This window comes from Pseudomonas sp. RIT-PI-r, from assembly GCF_001297015.1.
In the GTDB taxonomy this organism is placed as follows: Bacteria; Pseudomonadota; Gammaproteobacteria; order Pseudomonadales; family Pseudomonadaceae; genus Aquipseudomonas.
Genome location: NZ_LIGE01000015.1, coordinates 90,184 through 105,148, shown reverse-complemented (window position 1 = coordinate 105,148; position 14,965 = coordinate 90,184). Strand labels below are relative to the sequence as shown.

Sequence of the window (14,965 nt, the reverse complement as noted above, 5' to 3'; positions counted from 1 at the left end):
GAGCCTCACGGCTCTGGCCTTGTTTGTTGTTGCCGGAACAAAAATGCCGGTCGGTGGTTTACGGTGTTCCTTGCTCCATATCGCTTAACCCTGCTCGTCGTAACGGGAGCTGTATGTCGATACCAAGTTTGAAATCTTATCTCTCCATTTTCGCCACTGTGCTGTTGCTCGGTCAGGTGGTCCCTGCTGCGCAAGCGGCCGATCTGCCTGACTTCACCCAATTGGTCGAACAAGCTTCGCCAGCTGTGGTGAACATCAGTACCACGCAGAAACTGCCGGATCGCAAAGTGAACCAGCAGATGCCTGACCTGGAAGGTCTGCCGCCGATGCTGCGCGAGTTCTTCGAGCGTGGCATGCCGCCTCAGCAGCGTTCGCCGGGCGGTGGTGGTCGTCAGCGTGAAGCGCAATCGCTGGGTTCGGGTTTCATCATTTCCCCAGACGGTTACATCCTCACCAACAACCATGTGATTGCCGATGCCGATGAAATTCTCGTGCGTCTAGCCGATCGCAGCGAAATGAAAGCCAAGCTGATCGGCACCGACCCGCGCTCTGACGTGGCCTTGCTGAAAATCGAAGGCAAAGACCTGCCAGTGCTCAAGCTGGGCAAATCCCAGGATCTGAAAGCCGGCCAGTGGGTCGTCGCGATCGGTTCGCCATTCGGCTTTGACCATACTGTGACCCAAGGCATCGTCAGCGCTGTTGGTCGCAGCCTGCCGAACGAAAACTATGTACCATTCATCCAGACTGACGTGCCGATCAACCCGGGTAACTCCGGTGGCCCGCTGTTCAACCTGAACGGTGAAGTGGTCGGGATCAACTCGCAGATCTACACCCGTTCCGGCGGCTTCATGGGCGTGTCGTTCGCGATTCCGATCGACGTGGCGATGGATGTTTCCAATCAGCTGAAAAGCGGCGGCAAAGTCAGCCGTGGCTGGCTGGGTGTGGTCATCCAGGAAGTGAACAAGGATCTGGCCGAGTCGTTCGGTCTGGATAAGCCGGCCGGTGCGCTGGTTGCGCAGATTCAGGATGACGGCCCTGCTGCCAAGGGCGGTCTGCAAGTCGGCGACGTGATTCTGAGCATGAACGGCCAGCCGATCGTGATGTCCGCTGACCTGCCGCATCTGGTCGGCGCACTCAAGGCTGGCGCCAAAGCCAGCCTGGAAGTGATTCGTGAGGGCAAGCGCAAGAACGTCGATCTGACCGTTGGCGCGATCCCGGACGAAGACAAGGAGCTGGATGCACTGCCGAAGTCCGGCGCTGAAAGTACCAGCAACCGCCTCGGTGTTTCGGTGGGCGAGCTGACCGCCGAGCAGAAGAAAACCTACGACCTCAAAGGTGGTGTGGTGATCAAGGAAGTGCAGGACGGCCCTGCTGCCCTGATCGGTCTGCAACCGGGTGACGTCATCACGCACCTGAACAACCAGGCCATCGGCTCCAGCAAAGAGTTCGGTGAAATTGCCAAGGCGCTGCCGAAGAACCGTTCGGTATCGATGCGTGTCTTGCGCCAAGGTCGTGCCAGCTTCATCACCTTCAAACTGGCTGAATAATCCAGCGGTAGGGTAAAAAGAAACCGCCTCGAAAGAGGCGGTTTTTTTATGCCTGAAGCTTTTATGTCACAGCGATAAAGTTAGCCCATCATGTCCTTGATCATGCGTTCCTGCTCCATCAGCTCACGCTGACGGGCATCGATCCGCGAGGACAGCGGGAAGTTGTTGCCGGCCTTGCGCTTGGCGAAGTCCAGTTGCTGGATCGCCTGGCGGTAATCGCCAACCAGCGCGAAGTATTCGGCGCGCGCCTGATGCAGGCCGATGATATTACCCGACAGACCCCGCGTCTCGGCGACCTGATACCAGACGTCCGGATCATCCGGGCGTGATTTGAGCAAACCTTCCAGCGCTTTCTCGGCATCGGGAGCGCGATTCTGTTTGAGCAACAGATCGACGCGCACCTGATTCAGTGGATAGTTGCCGGGGTACTGCGCGAGCATCCGGTCCACCCGCGATTGCGCATCCGGCAGGCGATTGTTGGTGATGTCGAGATCGACCTGCGCCAGGTTGTAGATGATTTCGTTCGGTGAGGTCGCCAGTAATTGCTTAAGGTTCTCGCGAGCTTCATTCAACTGTCCGCCCTTGATCTGCGCGATCGCGAGTCCGTAGCGCGCCACGTCATTTTTCGGGTTTTCATCCAGTTGTGCACGGAAGCGCTTGGCGCCCAGGCCCGGGGTTTCTTCATAAATCAGCTGCACGCGTGCGCGAATCAGTTGATAGCGCTTGGAGTCTTCGATGCCGCCCGGTTTGGCCTGTTCGGCGCGGTTGCGGGTGTCAGCAATACGCGATTCGGTGACCGGGTGAGTCAGCAGGAATTCCGGGGGCTTGGCGTCGAAACGATATTGACGCATCAAGCGTTCGAACATGGTCGGCATCGAGCGCGGGTCATACCCGGCCTTTTCCAGATTGAGGATACCGATGCGGTCGGCTTCCTGTTCGTTCTGTCGGGAGAAGGTGCGTTGTGACTGAATCGCCGCTGCTTGCGTACCGGCAATGGTCGCGATCCCTGCATCACCGCCACCGGCTGCTGCAATGACGATGCCGGCGAGCAGAGCGGCCATCATCGGCACCTGCATGCGCTGCGAAGCTTCGACGCCGCGAGCGAAGTGGCGTTGCGACAAGTGAGCCAATTCGTGCGCCAGTACCGAAGCGTATTCGCCCTCGGTCTGCGCATTGAGGAACAGGCCGCCGTTAACGCCGACCACACCGCCCGGCGCAGCGAAAGCGTTGAGCTGCGGGCTGTTGATCAGGATGAATTCGAGGCGTCGGTCAGTGACCTGACTGGTTTCCACCAGCTTGTAAACGCTGGATTCGACGTAGTCCTTGAGCTGGGGGTCGTTGAGCTGTGAAACCTGGCTGCGCAGCATGGCCAGCCAGGCGCGACCGAGCTGGTATTCCTGTTGCGGCGAGACAATGGCAGAACTGGCGTCGCCGAGTGACGGCAGATCGTCGGCAAAGCCTGGTGAGGCGAGCAGGCAAGCGAGCGTCAGCAGGGTAGGGCGCAGAAAAGTCATGCACAAAGCCTTAGAAGACAAAGACCTTACTGTAGCCGGACACCGGAGCTGCGACCAGATATTCTAGGCAGCTCGACGACCCGAACCGGAGTGACGCAATGACCGACGCTGTAGCCCATGACGTGGAACTGGACGCCAGTGGCCTCAATTGCCCGTTGCCGTTGCTCAAGGCAAAAATGGAACTCAACAAGCTCGAGAGTGGCGCCGTCCTCAAGGTGATCGCTACCGACGCAGGCTCGCAGCGCGACTTTCGCACCTTTGCCAAGTTGGCCGGTCATACGCTGCTGCGCGAAGAAGACGAAGCAGGCGTTTACCGTTACTGGTTGAAAAAGGCCTGAACCCACAGCGTAAAAGACCTAAGGATTATTGATGTTCAAAGTGTTACGCGACTGGATTCAGCGCTACTTCTCCGATGAAGAAGCCGTGGTGCTGGCGGTGCTGCTGTTCCTCGCCTTCACGGCGGTGCTCACCCTCGGCGGCATGCTCGCGCCGGTGCTGGCTGGGATGGTGCTGGCGTACCTGATGCAAGGGCTGGTGGTCACGCTGGAGCGCTTGCGTGTGCCGGGTGGCGCGGCGGTGGGGCTGGTGTTTGCGCTGTTCATGGGCGTGCTGATGGTGTTCATCGTCGTGGTCGTGCCGTTGCTTTGGCATCAATTGATCACGCTGTTCAATGAGCTGCCGGGCATGCTCGCCAAGTGGCAATCGTTGCTGTTGCTGTTGCCGGAGCGCTACCCGCACCTGGTCTCTGACGAGCAAGTGCTGCAAGCCATCGAGGCGGCGCGCGGCGAGATTGGCAAATTCGGCCAATGGGCGCTGACGTTCTCGTTGTCGAGTCTGCCGTTGCTGGTCAACATCATGATCTATCTGGTACTGGTGCCGATTCTGGTGTTCTTCTTCCTCAAGGATCGGCTGATGATTGGCGAATGGGTGCGCGGTTATCTGCCGCGTGAACGCGCTCTGATTACGCGGGTCGCGCAGGAAATGAACCGGCAGATTGCCAACTACATTCGCGGCAAGGTCATTGAAATCGTTATTTGTGGTGGCGTGACCTACATCGCTTTTGTGGCGCTTGGATTGAACTATGCGGCGCTGCTGGCGTTGTTGGTGGGCGTGTCGGTGGTGGTGCCGTATGTCGGTGCTGTGGTGGTGACCGTGCCGGTGCTGTTGATCGCATTGTTCCAGTGGGGCTGGAGTGATCAGTTCATCTATCTGATGGCGGTCTACGGGATCATCCAGACACTGGATGGCAACGTGTTGGTGCCGTTGCTGTTCTCGGAGGCGGTCAACCTGCACCCGGTCGCCATTATCTGCGCGGTGCTGTTGTTTGGCGGGTTGTGGGGGTTCTGGGGGGTGTTCTTCGCGATTCCGCTGGCGACGCTGTTCAAGGCGGTGCTGGATGCGTGGCCGCGCAAGGAGCCGGCGGTGGCGCCGTTGCTGTAGTAGTTGATCCAGATTGTTCGGTGCGGCTTAAGGCCTCATCGCTGGCAAGCCAGCTCCCACAGGGTTTTCGGTGCACACAAAACCTGTGGGAGCTGGCTTGCCAGCGATGGCGTCAGAGAAGACGCCAGAGAAACATCAGGCCTTGTTCAAATTCTGCGCAGCAGCCAGAACAGCATCTACATGCCCCGGCACTTTCACGCCACGCCACTCCTGACGCAGCACACCATTCTTGTCGATCAGAAAGGTGCTGCGATCAACGCCCAGGTATTCCTTGCCGTACAGCTTCTTCAATTTGATCACGTCGAACAACTGACAAACAGCTTCGTCCTTGTCACTGATCAACTCGAACGGAAACTCTTGCTTGCACTTGAAGTTCTCGTGGGACTTCAGGCTGTCCCGCGAAATACCGAAGATTTCCGTGTTGGCAGCCTGGAACGCCGCGTACTGATCACGAAAGCCCTGGCCTTCGGTGGTGCAGCCCGGCGTGCTGTCCTTCGGATAGAAGTAGATCACCACTTGCTTGCCCTTCAGGGCAGACAGACTGACGGTCTGCCCGCTGGTGGCAGGCGCTTCGAAATCGGCAACCGGTTGGTCGATGACAACGGCCATGAAAGCTTCCTTACATTGGGTTCTGTGGGCGCCAAGGCTCGATCAGTGCGTCCAGGTTCATCGCGTCGGAGAAGTCGAGGAACTGATCGCGCAGCCAGCTGATCTGGGTACCGGCCGGCAGGGTCACGGTGAACGTGGCGTTGAGCATGGTGCCGCCGGTCTGTGGTGCCTGATACGTGTCGCAGGTCAGGTTTTCCAGTTCGACGTTGTGGTCCATGAAAAACTGGCACAGCTCATTGATGATGTCCGGGCGATACGCCGAGCTGACGTAAGCCACATATGGCAACGCTTGTGGACGATTCTCCAGCGGCGCGCTGCGCACTACGTTGACAGTGAACGCGTGCTTCTTGGAGAGGCTTGGCAGACTGCCTTCCAGGCGGGCGAGGGCGTCCCAGCTGCCGGAAACCTCAAGAATCAGCGCGCTGCACTCGCCGTGGCGGGTCAGGCGTGAAGTGACTACGGCGCAGCGGTTTTCATGGCTGGCGCGGCACAGGACGTTAGTCAGCTCCATGGGGTTGGCGCCGAGGGCACTGATGACAAGGAATTGTTCGCGAACTGTGGGGGTGGACATGCAGCATTCCTAAAGCGATGAGCGGTCGGTAGGTTACGGACGCTGGCGGCCGGGGCCTGCCTGTTCTGGCTGTCCATTGCGATAGACCCGGCAAGCGCTCGCGGCTCGCTCCACTATAGCGGGAGCGCGTCGATGCGACGCAGGAACGGGGTCTGGGAGGCCGAAAAGGGAGGCTGGAACCCGACGTACAAGCTGATCGGTACCGATCAAAGTCTGAAGGGTAGCGAAAAGCGGCGCCAAGGGGAATGGCGGCAGCGCAGTACTTCGCTTGTGCAAGCATCTTGGCGCCAGTACCATTACCGCTCTCTTTTTCCGGCAGGAGCGGTTTCATGATTGCGGGCAGTATGGTGGCACTGGTCACTCCCATGGATGCACAAGGGCGTCTTGACTGGGACAGCCTCAGCAAACTCGTGGACTTCCATCTCAAGAACGGCACCCATGCCATTGTCGCGGTCGGTACTACCGGCGAGTCGGCAACCCTTGATGTAGAAGAACACATCGCCGTCATCAAAGCCGTGGTCAAACAGGTTGGCGGGCGCATCCCGGTCATCGCCGGTACTGGCGCCAACTCGACCCGCGAAGCCGTCGAGCTGACCCGCAACGCCAAAGAAGCCGGTGCCGATGCCTGCCTGCTGGTGGTTCCGTACTACAACAAGCCGACTCAGGAAGGCTTGTACCAGCACTTCAAGCACATCGCTGAAGCGGTCGACATTCCACAGATTCTCTACAACGTTCCTGGCCGCACGTCGTGCGACATGCAGGCCGAGACCGTGATTCGCCTGTCCACCGTGCCGAACATCATCGGCATCAAGGAAGCCACTGGCGACCTGAAGCGCGCCAAAGCGATCATCGATGGTGTGAGCAAGGATTTCATCGTGTTGTCCGGCGATGATCCGACCGCCGTTGAACTGATCCTGCTGGGCGGCAAAGGCAACATCTCCGTGACTGCCAACGTCGCCCCGCGCGAAATGGCCGACCTGTGCGAGGCCGCTCTCAAGGGCGACGCCGACACCGCACGGGCAATCAACGAAAAACTGATGCCGCTGCACAAAGACCTGTTCATCGAAGCCAACCCGATTCCGGTGAAGTGGGCTCTGGTTGAAATGGGCCTGATGCACGAAGGCATCCGCTTGCCGCTGACCTGGCTGAGCACACCTTGTCATGAAACGCTGCGCTCGGCCCTGCGCCAGTGCAGCGTCCTGGTTTAATTGAGGAAGTACAACGCATGAAGCGAATGGCCGGACTTTCCGCACTTGCCTTGATTATCTCCAGCACCAGTGGCTGCGGATGGGTCTGGGGCCCGGAAGGTTATTTCCGTGACCGTGGTAGCGATTACCTGGAAGCGCAACAGACTGCACCGATGCAACTGCCACCGGATGTCAACACTTCCAAGCGTCTGGATCCGCTGCTGCCGATCCCGCGCAACGTCGCTGATGACACCGCCAAGGGCGAATACATTGTGCCGCGTCCTCAGCCGCTGTCGGCCGTTGCCGATGCCAGCGATTACTCGCTGCAAAAGAGCGGTGATTCGCGTTGGGTCGTGGCCCAGCATCCACCGGCCGAAGTCTGGCCAGTGGCGGTGCAGTTCTTCCAGGACAACGGTTTCCGTCTGGACGAACAGCGCCCGCAGACCGGTGAATTCACCACCACCTGGCAGCATTCCGACGAACTGTCCGCGTCCATGGCCAAGCGCCTGAGCGCAGCCGGTATCGCCAGCGACAGCGAAACCCGCGTCCGTGTGCGTATCGAGCCAGGCGTGCAGCGCAACACCAGTGAAATCTACGTGGTCAGCGCCGAGCGTCCTGCCGGCAGCACCGCCGATGTCGATTTCACCAACCGTTCGGTCAACACTGGCCTGGACGCAGCGCTGGTCGACGACATGCTCGCGAGCATGAGCCGTATCTCCGAGAAGGGTGGTTCGGTGTCGATGTTGGCTTCGCGTGATTTCGATACGCCGAGCCGTGTCAGCCTCAGCGAAGACGGTAGCGGTAACCCGGTGTTGAACGTCGGTACCGATCTGGACCGTGCCTGGTCGAGCGTTGGCCGTGCACTGGAACAAGGCGAATGGCGCGTTGAAGACATCAACCGCAGCCTGGGCCTGTACTACATCAACCTGGCCGAAAAAGCCGAGAAGAAAGACGACAAGCCTGGTTTCTTCAGCAGCCTGTTCGGCAGTGCGCCGACCAAGGAAGAAGTTGAATCCCGTGCCGAGCGTTATCAGGTTCGCCTGAGCAAGGTTGGCGAGAACATTCAGGTCACCGTCGAGAAAAACATCAACACCGTTGCGCCGGCTGAAGTGGCGCGCAAAGTGCTGAGCGTGATTCAGGACAACCTGGGCTGATCAACCATGCGTTTTGCCGTTCTCGGCAGCGGTAGCCAAGGGAACGGCACGCTGATCGCCAGTGCTGATACGTATGTGCTGGTGGATTGTGGTTTTTCCCTGCGGGAAACCGAAAAACGCCTGTTGCGCCTGGGTGTGAACCCGGCGCAATTGAGCGCGATACTCGTAACCCACGAACATGCCGACCACGTGCATGGCGTGGGTTTGCTGTCTCGGCGCTACAATCTACCGGTCTACCTCAGTCGCGGCACTCTGCGCGGGATGCGCAAACCGATTGAACCCGCAGGCTTTCTGGCCGGCGGCGAGCAACTGCAGATCGGTGCTCTGAGCGTCGGGGTCATTGCCGTGGCCCATGATGCGCAGGAACCGACTCAGTATGTCTTCAGTGATCAAGAGCAGCGGCGCTTCGGCCTGCTGACCGACCTGGGTTCTTACTGCGAGCGGGTGCTGGACGGTTATCGGGACCTCGATGCGTTGATGATCGAGTCCAACCATTGTCGCGACATGCTGGCCCGTGGGCACTACCCGTACTTTCTCAAGCAGCGGGTGGGCGGCGAGCTGGGACATTTGAACAACCATCAGGCGGCATTCCTGGTGTCCGAGTTGGGCTGGCAGGGCTTGCAACACCTTGTCCTGGCTCATCTGAGCAGCAAGAACAACATGCCGCAGCTGGCCCGGCAATGTTTTGTCGACACCCTCGGGTGCGACCCGGACTGGCTGCAACTGGCCGATCAAGATTCAGGGCTCGACTGGCGCCACATCGCCTAGCCCACCTACTTAGCAAGCGGAGCCCATCATGGAAAAACGTGAAGAACTCTACCGCGGCAAAGCCAAATCGGTTTACAAGACCGACGACGCTGACCGCTTGATCCTGCTGTTTCGCAACGACACCTCGGCGTTCGACGGCAAGCGCATCGAGCAGCTCGACCGCAAAGGCATGGTCAACAACAAGTTCAACGCCTTCATCATGCAGAAACTCGAAGCGGCCGGCGTACCGACCCAATTCGACAAACTGCTGGCCGACAACGAAGTCCTGGTCAAGAAGCTCGACATGATCCCGGTCGAGTGCGTCGTGCGTAACTACGCCGCCGGTAGCCTGGTCAAGCGTCTGGGCGTCGAAGAAGGTCTGAAGCTCAACCCCTACACCTTCGAGCTGTTCCTGAAAGACGACGCCAAGGGCGACCCGTTCATCAACGAATCCCACGTCGTGGCATTCGGTTGGGGCACCGCCGAGCAACTGGTTCGCATGAAAGAACTGTCGCTCAAGGTCAACGAAGTCCTGACCAAGCTGTTCGACGATGCTGGCTTGCTGCTGGTCGACTTCAAGCTTGAATTCGGCGTGTTCAGCGACGGTTCCATCGTCCTCGGCGACGAGTTCAGCCCGGACGGCTGCCGTCTGTGGGACAAGGACACCAAGAAGAAGATGGACAAAGACCGCTTCCGCCAAGGCCTCGGTGACGTTATCGAAGCCTACGAAGAAGTCGCCAATCGTCTGGGCGTACCGCTTTAATCGACGCAAGCATCTGATAGCACGGAGAAATTTTCGAAAGAGGGTTTGCTTTCGGTAAAAGTGTTGTTATGATGCGCGCCGTTGGAGAGATGCCAGAGTGGCCGAATGGGACGGATTCGAAATCCGTTGTACCTTCACCGGTACCTAGGGTTCGAATCCCTATCTCTCCGCCATTACATAGAAAAAGCCCCGTAGATGAAAATCTACGGGGCTTTTTCGTTTCTGGGATTCCATGAGTTTTTAGAGCTCGAAAGGCATGTGCCAGCCAGCCATCTCGATCCTGACCTGACACAAGCAAAAGCCCCACGGGCCTTTAGCCGTGGGGCCTCTTCATTTGCGCAAGGCTACATCACCTCGCGCCCTAGGCATTCACGGCTGCGAGTGCCCCAACTTCAGTTTGATCAATTCATACACATCCTTATGTGTCGAGTCATGCAGCGACTTGTCCATGCAAGCGGTAGCCAGGAAGTTTTTCACTTCGTCCTTGGCGTGCGGGTAGAGGCTGGCGACATAATCAGCTTCGTGTTCTTGCGTGCAGTTGAAGTGCTTGTCGTCTTTCGCTTTGTCTCTCGCCATTTCTGTGGCTCCTTTTTAGTTCAATTGATGCGGCGAAACAGGGCTGAATCGCCCCATACGTCGATGAGCGTAGGCGCGAAGAAATGGCTCGTCAGTCGTTCGCTGAAAAAAAGGACATGGCTGTAGGACGCAGCTCCGCATCGGCTCACGCGATTAAATTTCCTTCACCGGGGTATCGCCGTGCACGGCTCTGATCAACTCGATCACATGCATGCAATCCGCCTTGTTCACATATGACTCGCCACTGGCGATGGTCTCGTGATTGCCCGCGCGCAGCCTCCATCGCCATTGCCCCTTGCCAGTGCTGGGGGTGCCTCTGGATTGTCTGTAAATCTCGAAATACATTCAGTTCGCTCCATGCGATTTATTAGTGCGACCGCCTGTTTGGCGCATCGACGCAAGCCTAGCGCAGGCGGTTTTTTTGGCTATCGGACATTTGTATCCAATCGTTGGCAATTGTTTCCGAGAGCCGCGAGCTAGAGCGCAGCAATAGGCCTCTGGATTGGCCAATATGACGCCGCCTGACGCTTGCAACACCGGCGACGCTACTGCTTAATACGGGACGGCTCATGGCATCGGAAATAGTTCGATGACCGAACAAACACTATAAAAAGAGCACTCCTTTGACTGAGCACGGAACGCAACAGGCCGGGCAGGTGACGTTATCGCTGGTGGTCCCCGTTTTTAACGAAGAAGACAGCCTGAAAACGTTTCTGCTGCGCATCGATGAAGTCTTTCGAAAGCAGACGCTGATCGGTCTTGAGCTGGTATTCGTCAACGACGGCAGCACCGATGCCACGCTTGAGCTTTTGCTTGAGCATCAGCAGCACGATGCGCGCCTGCGTATCGTCGATCTGAGCCGCAATTTCGGTAAAGAGGCGGCACTCTCCGCCGGTTTGCAGATGGCGACCGGGCAGATCGTCGTGCCGATCGATGCGGATCTGCAGGATCCGCCGGAAGTCATCCTGCAGATGATCGACCGCTGGCGTGAAGGCTATGAAGTCGTACTCGGCCACCGCGTCAGCCGCCGCAGCGACACTTGGGCCAAACAGAAGTCCGCCCACTGGTTCTATCGCCTGCACAACAGAATTGCCGAACAGCCTCTGCCGGAAAATGTCGGCGACTTCCGCCTGATGGATCGCTGCGTGGTCGATGCGTTGCTGACCTTGCCCGAATCCCGGCGCTTCATGAAAGGCCTGTTTGCCTGGGTCGGCTTTCGCACCACTCATGTCGATTACGAGCGCCCCGAGCGCGTGGCCGGGCAGAGCAAATTCAACGGCTGGCGGCTGTGGAACTTCGCTTTGGAAGGCATCACCAGTTTCAGTACTGAACCGCTGCGAGTCTGGACGTATGTGGGCGCGCTGGTCTCGCTGGTGTCGTTTGCCTTTGCGATTTTCATTGTCGTGCGCACGTTGGTCTCGGGCATCGATTTGCCCGGTTACGCCTCACTGATGGTCGCCGTGACGTTTCTCGGAGGTTTGCAATTGATCGGCATTGGCGTGCTCGGTGAATATCTGGGCCGTACTTACATTGAAGCGAAACGCCGACCGGTTTTTCTGGTACGTCGCGTCTACGACCCGAAGGACTGAAACATGGATCTCAAGGAAACCGACATCCTCGGCGACAGCATCAACGAGCATTGGTATTACTGCTCCAAAGCGGCGGCAACCACGCGTCTGCTGGGGAGTGTGCCGATCAGGCGAATTCTCGACGTGGGTGCCGGCTCCGGGTTTTTCTCCCACCATCTGCTGACACATACCGACGCGCAGGAGGCATGGTGCGTCGATATCAGCTATCCGGCCGATTCAAGCGCGACAACCGCTGGCAAACCGGTGCACTACCGCCGCGGGATAGAAACAATAGATGCCGATCTGGTGCTGCTGATGGACGTGCTGGAGCATGTTGACGATGACCGCGGCCTACTCAAGATGTACGTCGATAAAGTGCCTTCCGGCAGCCGTTTTCTGATGACGGTGCCGGCGTTCCAGTTCCTCTGGAGCGGGCATGACGACTTCCTTGAACACAAGCGCCGCTACACCTTGGCGCAATTCGAAACACTGGCCCGCGCTGCCGGTCTGACGGTGCAACGCGGCGCTTATTATTTTGGTGCGGTGTTCCCGATCGCAGCGGCGTTACGGTTGTTGCCACAGGGCTCGCAAACGCAAGCGCCGCGCTCGCAACTCAAGCGTCATCACCCGCTGGTGAACCGCACACTGAAAACCTTGTGCCGCCTTGAACTGCCGTTGATGGGCAGGAACCGTCTGGCCGGTTTGAGTGTGTTCGTGCTGGCGCAAAAACCGTGACCTCAACCGAAAAATCAGTGCTGATCCAGCGCGGTTTGCGCTTTGCCGTGACCGGTTTGTTCGTCACGGCTTTGCACGCGCTGGTCGCGGTGCTGTTCATCAACTTCATCAGTCCGCAGCCACCGATTGCCAACGGCGTGGCGTTCGCCGTGGCGACCGTCGTGTCCTATCTGATCAATACCACCTGGAGTTTCTCGGCTCGGTTGCATGGCAAAACCTTGCTGCGTTTTCTGCTGGTGTCGACGTGCGGCTTTCTATTGGCAATGTTTGTTGCCTGGGCGGCCCAGATGGCCGGATTGAATTACCTGTTGGGGATTGTCGCGGTGGCACTGACTATCCCGGCCTTCACCTTTGTCTTGCATAATTTCTGGACGTATCGATGAAGGATTTCACAAGGCGCCTGGCTGTCACTCTTTTGCCGTTGATGATCGGCGTATTGGCTTTCTTTATCGTCGTTGGCCCTCGAGCGCTCGACCCGCAGAACATTGCCTGGCTGGGGCAGGGCGATCCGGCGACGCACTATCTGGGATGGGCGTTTTTCCGTCAGGCGCCGTGGACGTTTCCGGTCGGCCTGAACCCGACATACGGACTTGAACTGAGCAACGGCCTGATCTTTTCCGACTCCAATCCGCTGCTGGCATTGTTGTTCAAGCCACTTGCTGCGTTGCTTCCGCAGACATTTCAGTATTTCGGAATCTGGTTCCTCGCCTGTTTTGTCCTGCAAGCGTGGTTTGGCTGGAAATTATTGGGGCTTATCACCTCCAACGTCGCTTTGCGGGCATTGGGTTGTGCACTTTTCCTGTTTGCTCCGCCGATGATCATCCGCATGCCGACACATTTGTCGCTGGCCGGACACTTCCTGATTCTGGCCGCCTTATACCTGGCCTTGCGCCCTGAGGACCAGCGGCGACGGTTGGCCTGGGGGGCTTTGCTGGCGTGCACCGCGTTGATTCATGCGTATTTCCTGGCCATGGTCGCGCTGCTTTGGCTGGCCGATCTGATCGCCCGTCATTTCAAAGCCAGAATCAGCTTGCGCGAAGTAGGCGTTGAACTGGTTTTGTTGTTTGCTCTGGTGAGTTTTTGCTGCTGGCAAGCGGGGTATTTTTCCGTCAATGGCTCCGATGCGATCTCCGACGGATTCGGCTTGTACCGAGCCAATGTGTTGACACTGTTCAGCCCCAATCATTGGTCATACATCCTCAAGGATCTACCCGGCGGTCTGGGGGATACGGAAGGGTTCAGTTATCTCGGACTGGGGCTGTTATTGCTGGCCGTCTGTGGGTGGGTCGGGTGGCTGCAGGGGCAAACCGGGTTGGAGCGGTCATTGCGTCGACACTGGCTACTGCTGATCGCGCTTGCCGGGCTGACGGTATTTGCGGTTTCCAACAACATTGCCTTTGCTGGCGCGAATTTCAGCTATCCCTTACCGGAAAAGATAATAGCCATCGCCAATATCTTTCGAGCCTCGGGACGAATGTTCTGGCCGGTTTATTATGCGTTCATTCTGTTGATCATTTTTCTGGTGGTACGCGCCAATAAACCGCGTGTGGCAACCTTGCTGATGGCTGTGGCGCTGACGGTTCAAGTCGCGGATACGCACAGCGGCTGGTCTTTGGTGCGCAAGCAGTTGATGGTCGAGTCAAGCACCCAATGGAAGACACCTTTTGTCGACCCGTTCTGGAAAAATGCTGCGGCGCATTATCAGAAGATCCGTTGGATCCTTCCTCAGAACCTGTCGCCGGAGTGGATGAATGTCGCCGCATTCGCTGCAACACATGGGCTGGCGACCGATGCTGTCTATCTGGGACGGATGGGCAAGGATCAGTGGGAGATTGCTGATGAGCACAGCCGCACGATGTTGGCTTCGGGTCAATATGATGCGGATTCGTTGTACCTGCTCGGTGATCGGGCGTTGCTGCAGGCGGTTTCGACCGTCAATACCGAAGCGGATCTGTTCACCCGTATCGACGGATTCACAGTGCTGGCGCCGGGCTGGAAAAATTGCCGTGAATGCGTGCAGGTGCCAGTCGACCAGACGCCACAACAGCTGGTGCCTGAGTTCGTCTCTGGAGAAACAGCGCAGTTCAGCTATGGCGCTGTGGGCAAGGACTATCTCGCGCGAGGCTGGTCGGATGCTGAAACCTGGGGCGTCTGGTCCAGCGGTGCCGAAGCGGAAATGGCCATGCGAGTGAACGATTCGGCCCGCACCCTGCATCTTGAGACCACGGCGTTCCTGGCGCCGGGGCATTTGCGTCAGCGCGTGGTGATCAAGCTCAACGGCATCGAAGCGCTGGCGACCACTCTGGACAAGCCGGAAGGTAACAGTCTTGAATTGCAGCTCACTCCGGCTGTCCGCCAACGCATCACACAAGAGGGTTTGCTGCGTGTGCAACTGCAGTTCGCCGATGCGATCAGCCCTGAGCAGTTGGGCGTCGGCCAGGATCGCCGGCAACTCGCGATCGGCCTGAAGGCAATGTCGATCAACTGAGCCGTGTCCGCATAGACGTTGTCGGCGGACCTTTCTACACTGCCCTTCAGTCAGGGGATCGGGGGG

General features: G+C 58.2%; 16 protein-coding genes and 1 tRNA gene. 12 read left to right on the top strand and 5 right to left on the bottom strand.

Going from position 1 to position 14,965, the window contains the following annotated elements:
- Nucleotides 1-113 precede the first annotated feature (113 nt).
- Nucleotides 114-1,547: a DegQ family serine endoprotease gene (locus AK821_RS04565; RefSeq protein ID WP_064388460.1), complete on the top strand. Its 1,434-nt coding sequence runs from the start codon at nt 114-116 to the stop codon at nt 1,545-1,547.
- An 80-nt stretch (nt 1,548-1,627) separates the two neighbouring features.
- On the opposite strand, the gene AK821_RS04560 is transcribed toward AK821_RS04565, so the two are convergent.
- Nucleotides 1,628-3,061: a M48 family metalloprotease gene (locus tag AK821_RS04560; protein ID WP_064388458.1), complete on the bottom strand. Its 1,434-nt coding sequence runs from the start codon at nt 3,059-3,061 to the stop codon at nt 1,628-1,630.
- 98 nt (nt 3,062-3,159) lie between these two features.
- On the opposite strand from AK821_RS04560, the gene AK821_RS04555 reads away from it, so the two are divergent.
- Together AK821_RS04555 and AK821_RS04550 are read left to right on the top strand one after the other, a co-directional pair.
- Nucleotides 3,160-3,399: a sulfurtransferase TusA family protein gene (locus AK821_RS04555; protein ID WP_064388455.1), complete on the top strand. Its 240-nt coding sequence runs from the start codon at nt 3,160-3,162 to the stop codon at nt 3,397-3,399.
- 31 nt (nt 3,400-3,430) lie between these two features.
- Nucleotides 3,431-4,501, top strand: coding sequence for an AI-2E family transporter (locus tag AK821_RS04550; RefSeq protein ID WP_064388453.1), 1,071 nt, complete (start codon nt 3,431-3,433; stop codon nt 4,499-4,501).
- A gap of 135 nt (nt 4,502-4,636) precedes the next feature.
- Here the strand turns inward: AK821_RS04550 and AK821_RS04545 are convergent, their stop codons facing one another.
- Together AK821_RS04545 and AK821_RS04540 are read right to left on the bottom strand one after the other, a co-directional pair.
- Nucleotides 4,637-5,110, bottom strand: coding sequence for a peroxiredoxin (locus AK821_RS04545; RefSeq protein WP_064388451.1), 474 nt, complete (start codon nt 5,108-5,110; stop codon nt 4,637-4,639).
- 10 nt (nt 5,111-5,120) lie between these two features.
- Nucleotides 5,121-5,681, bottom strand: coding sequence for a glycine cleavage system protein R (locus AK821_RS04540; protein WP_008077813.1), 561 nt, complete (start codon nt 5,679-5,681; stop codon nt 5,121-5,123).
- A 329-nt stretch (nt 5,682-6,010) separates the two neighbouring features.
- Between AK821_RS04540 and dapA the strand changes: the two genes are divergently transcribed.
- From dapA to AK821_RS04515, 5 genes are all read left to right on the top strand, one after another.
- Nucleotides 6,011-6,889 (top strand): 4-hydroxy-tetrahydrodipicolinate synthase, encoded by an 879-nt coding sequence (gene dapA, locus AK821_RS04535; RefSeq protein ID WP_038358365.1) that lies wholly within the window; start codon nt 6,011-6,013, stop codon nt 6,887-6,889.
- A gap of 17 nt (nt 6,890-6,906) precedes the next feature.
- Nucleotides 6,907-8,022 carry an outer membrane protein assembly factor BamC gene (gene bamC / locus AK821_RS04530; protein ID WP_008077818.1) on the top strand — a complete coding sequence of 372 codons (1,116 nt, stop codon included), beginning with the start codon at nt 6,907-6,909 and terminating at the stop codon, nt 8,020-8,022.
- Between the two features lie 6 nt (nt 8,023-8,028).
- On the top strand, nt 8,029-8,790 hold the full coding sequence (locus tag AK821_RS04525; RefSeq protein WP_064388450.1) for an MBL fold metallo-hydrolase: 762 nt from the start codon (nt 8,029-8,031) through the stop codon (nt 8,788-8,790).
- A gap of 28 nt (nt 8,791-8,818) precedes the next feature.
- On the top strand, nt 8,819-9,532 hold the full coding sequence (gene purC, locus AK821_RS04520) for a phosphoribosylaminoimidazolesuccinocarboxamide synthase (protein WP_007911389.1): 714 nt from the start codon (nt 8,819-8,821) through the stop codon (nt 9,530-9,532).
- Between the two features lie 83 nt (nt 9,533-9,615).
- Nucleotides 9,616-9,705 (top strand) — tRNA-Ser (locus AK821_RS04515).
- Between the two features lie 196 nt (nt 9,706-9,901).
- Here AK821_RS04515 and AK821_RS04510 read toward each other — a convergent pair.
- Nucleotides 9,902-10,108, bottom strand: coding sequence for a hypothetical protein (locus AK821_RS04510; RefSeq protein WP_064388448.1), 207 nt, complete (start codon nt 10,106-10,108; stop codon nt 9,902-9,904).
- 153 nt (nt 10,109-10,261) lie between these two features.
- A complete protein-coding gene (locus AK821_RS04505) occupies nt 10,262-10,453 on the bottom strand; it encodes a YegP family protein (protein WP_064388447.1) in 192 nt (63 codons plus the stop codon).
- A 278-nt stretch (nt 10,454-10,731) separates the two neighbouring features.
- Between AK821_RS04505 and AK821_RS04500 the strand changes: the two genes are divergently transcribed.
- Genes AK821_RS04500 through AK821_RS04485 form a run of 4 tightly spaced genes read left to right on the top strand, consistent with a single transcriptional unit; the run spans nt 10,732 to nt 14,899 of the window.
- Entirely contained in the window at nt 10,732-11,697 is a 966-nt protein-coding gene (locus AK821_RS04500; protein WP_064388446.1) for a glycosyltransferase family 2 protein, read from the top strand.
- Nucleotides 11,698-11,700: 3 nt separating this feature from the next.
- A complete protein-coding gene (locus AK821_RS04495) occupies nt 11,701-12,411 on the top strand; it encodes a class I SAM-dependent methyltransferase (RefSeq protein ID WP_064388444.1) in 711 nt (236 codons plus the stop codon).
- Nucleotides 12,408-12,794: a GtrA family protein gene (locus tag AK821_RS04490; protein ID WP_064388443.1), complete on the top strand. Its 387-nt coding sequence runs from the start codon at nt 12,408-12,410 to the stop codon at nt 12,792-12,794. The genes AK821_RS04495 and AK821_RS04490 overlap by 4 nt, the downstream gene beginning before the upstream one ends.
- Complete coding sequence (locus AK821_RS04485) at nt 12,791-14,899, top strand: DUF6311 domain-containing protein (RefSeq protein WP_064388441.1); 2,109 nt, start codon at nt 12,791-12,793, stop codon at nt 14,897-14,899. The genes AK821_RS04490 and AK821_RS04485 overlap by 4 nt, the downstream gene beginning before the upstream one ends.
- The last annotated feature ends 66 nt before the right edge of the window (nt 14,900-14,965 follow it).

Bases quoted from the DNA above. Each gene is read 5' to 3' on its own strand.
- AK821_RS04565 (WP_064388460.1), top strand. From the start codon at position 114: ATGTCGATACCAAGTTTGAAATCTTATCTCTCCATTTTCGCCACTGTG.
- AK821_RS04560 (WP_064388458.1), bottom strand. From the start codon at position 3,061: ATGACTTTTCTGCGCCCTACCCTGCTGACGCTCGCTTGCCTGCTCGCC.
- AK821_RS04555 (WP_064388455.1), top strand. From the start codon at position 3,160: ATGACCGACGCTGTAGCCCATGACGTGGAACTGGACGCCAGTGGCCTC.
- AK821_RS04550 (WP_064388453.1), top strand. From the start codon at position 3,431: ATGTTCAAAGTGTTACGCGACTGGATTCAGCGCTACTTCTCCGATGAA.
- AK821_RS04545 (WP_064388451.1), bottom strand. From the start codon at position 5,110: ATGGCCGTTGTCATCGACCAACCGGTTGCCGATTTCGAAGCGCCTGCC.
- AK821_RS04540 (WP_008077813.1), bottom strand. From the start codon at position 5,681: ATGTCCACCCCCACAGTTCGCGAACAATTCCTTGTCATCAGTGCCCTC.
- dapA (WP_038358365.1), top strand. From the start codon at position 6,011: ATGATTGCGGGCAGTATGGTGGCACTGGTCACTCCCATGGATGCACAA.
- bamC (WP_008077818.1), top strand. From the start codon at position 6,907: ATGAAGCGAATGGCCGGACTTTCCGCACTTGCCTTGATTATCTCCAGC.
- AK821_RS04525 (WP_064388450.1), top strand. From the start codon at position 8,029: ATGCGTTTTGCCGTTCTCGGCAGCGGTAGCCAAGGGAACGGCACGCTG.
- purC (WP_007911389.1), top strand. From the start codon at position 8,819: ATGGAAAAACGTGAAGAACTCTACCGCGGCAAAGCCAAATCGGTTTAC.
- AK821_RS04510 (WP_064388448.1), bottom strand. From the start codon at position 10,108: ATGGCGAGAGACAAAGCGAAAGACGACAAGCACTTCAACTGCACGCAA.
- AK821_RS04505 (WP_064388447.1), bottom strand. From the start codon at position 10,453: ATGTATTTCGAGATTTACAGACAATCCAGAGGCACCCCCAGCACTGGC.
- AK821_RS04495 (WP_064388444.1), top strand. From the start codon at position 11,701: ATGGATCTCAAGGAAACCGACATCCTCGGCGACAGCATCAACGAGCAT.
- AK821_RS04485 (WP_064388441.1), top strand. From the start codon at position 12,791: ATGAAGGATTTCACAAGGCGCCTGGCTGTCACTCTTTTGCCGTTGATG.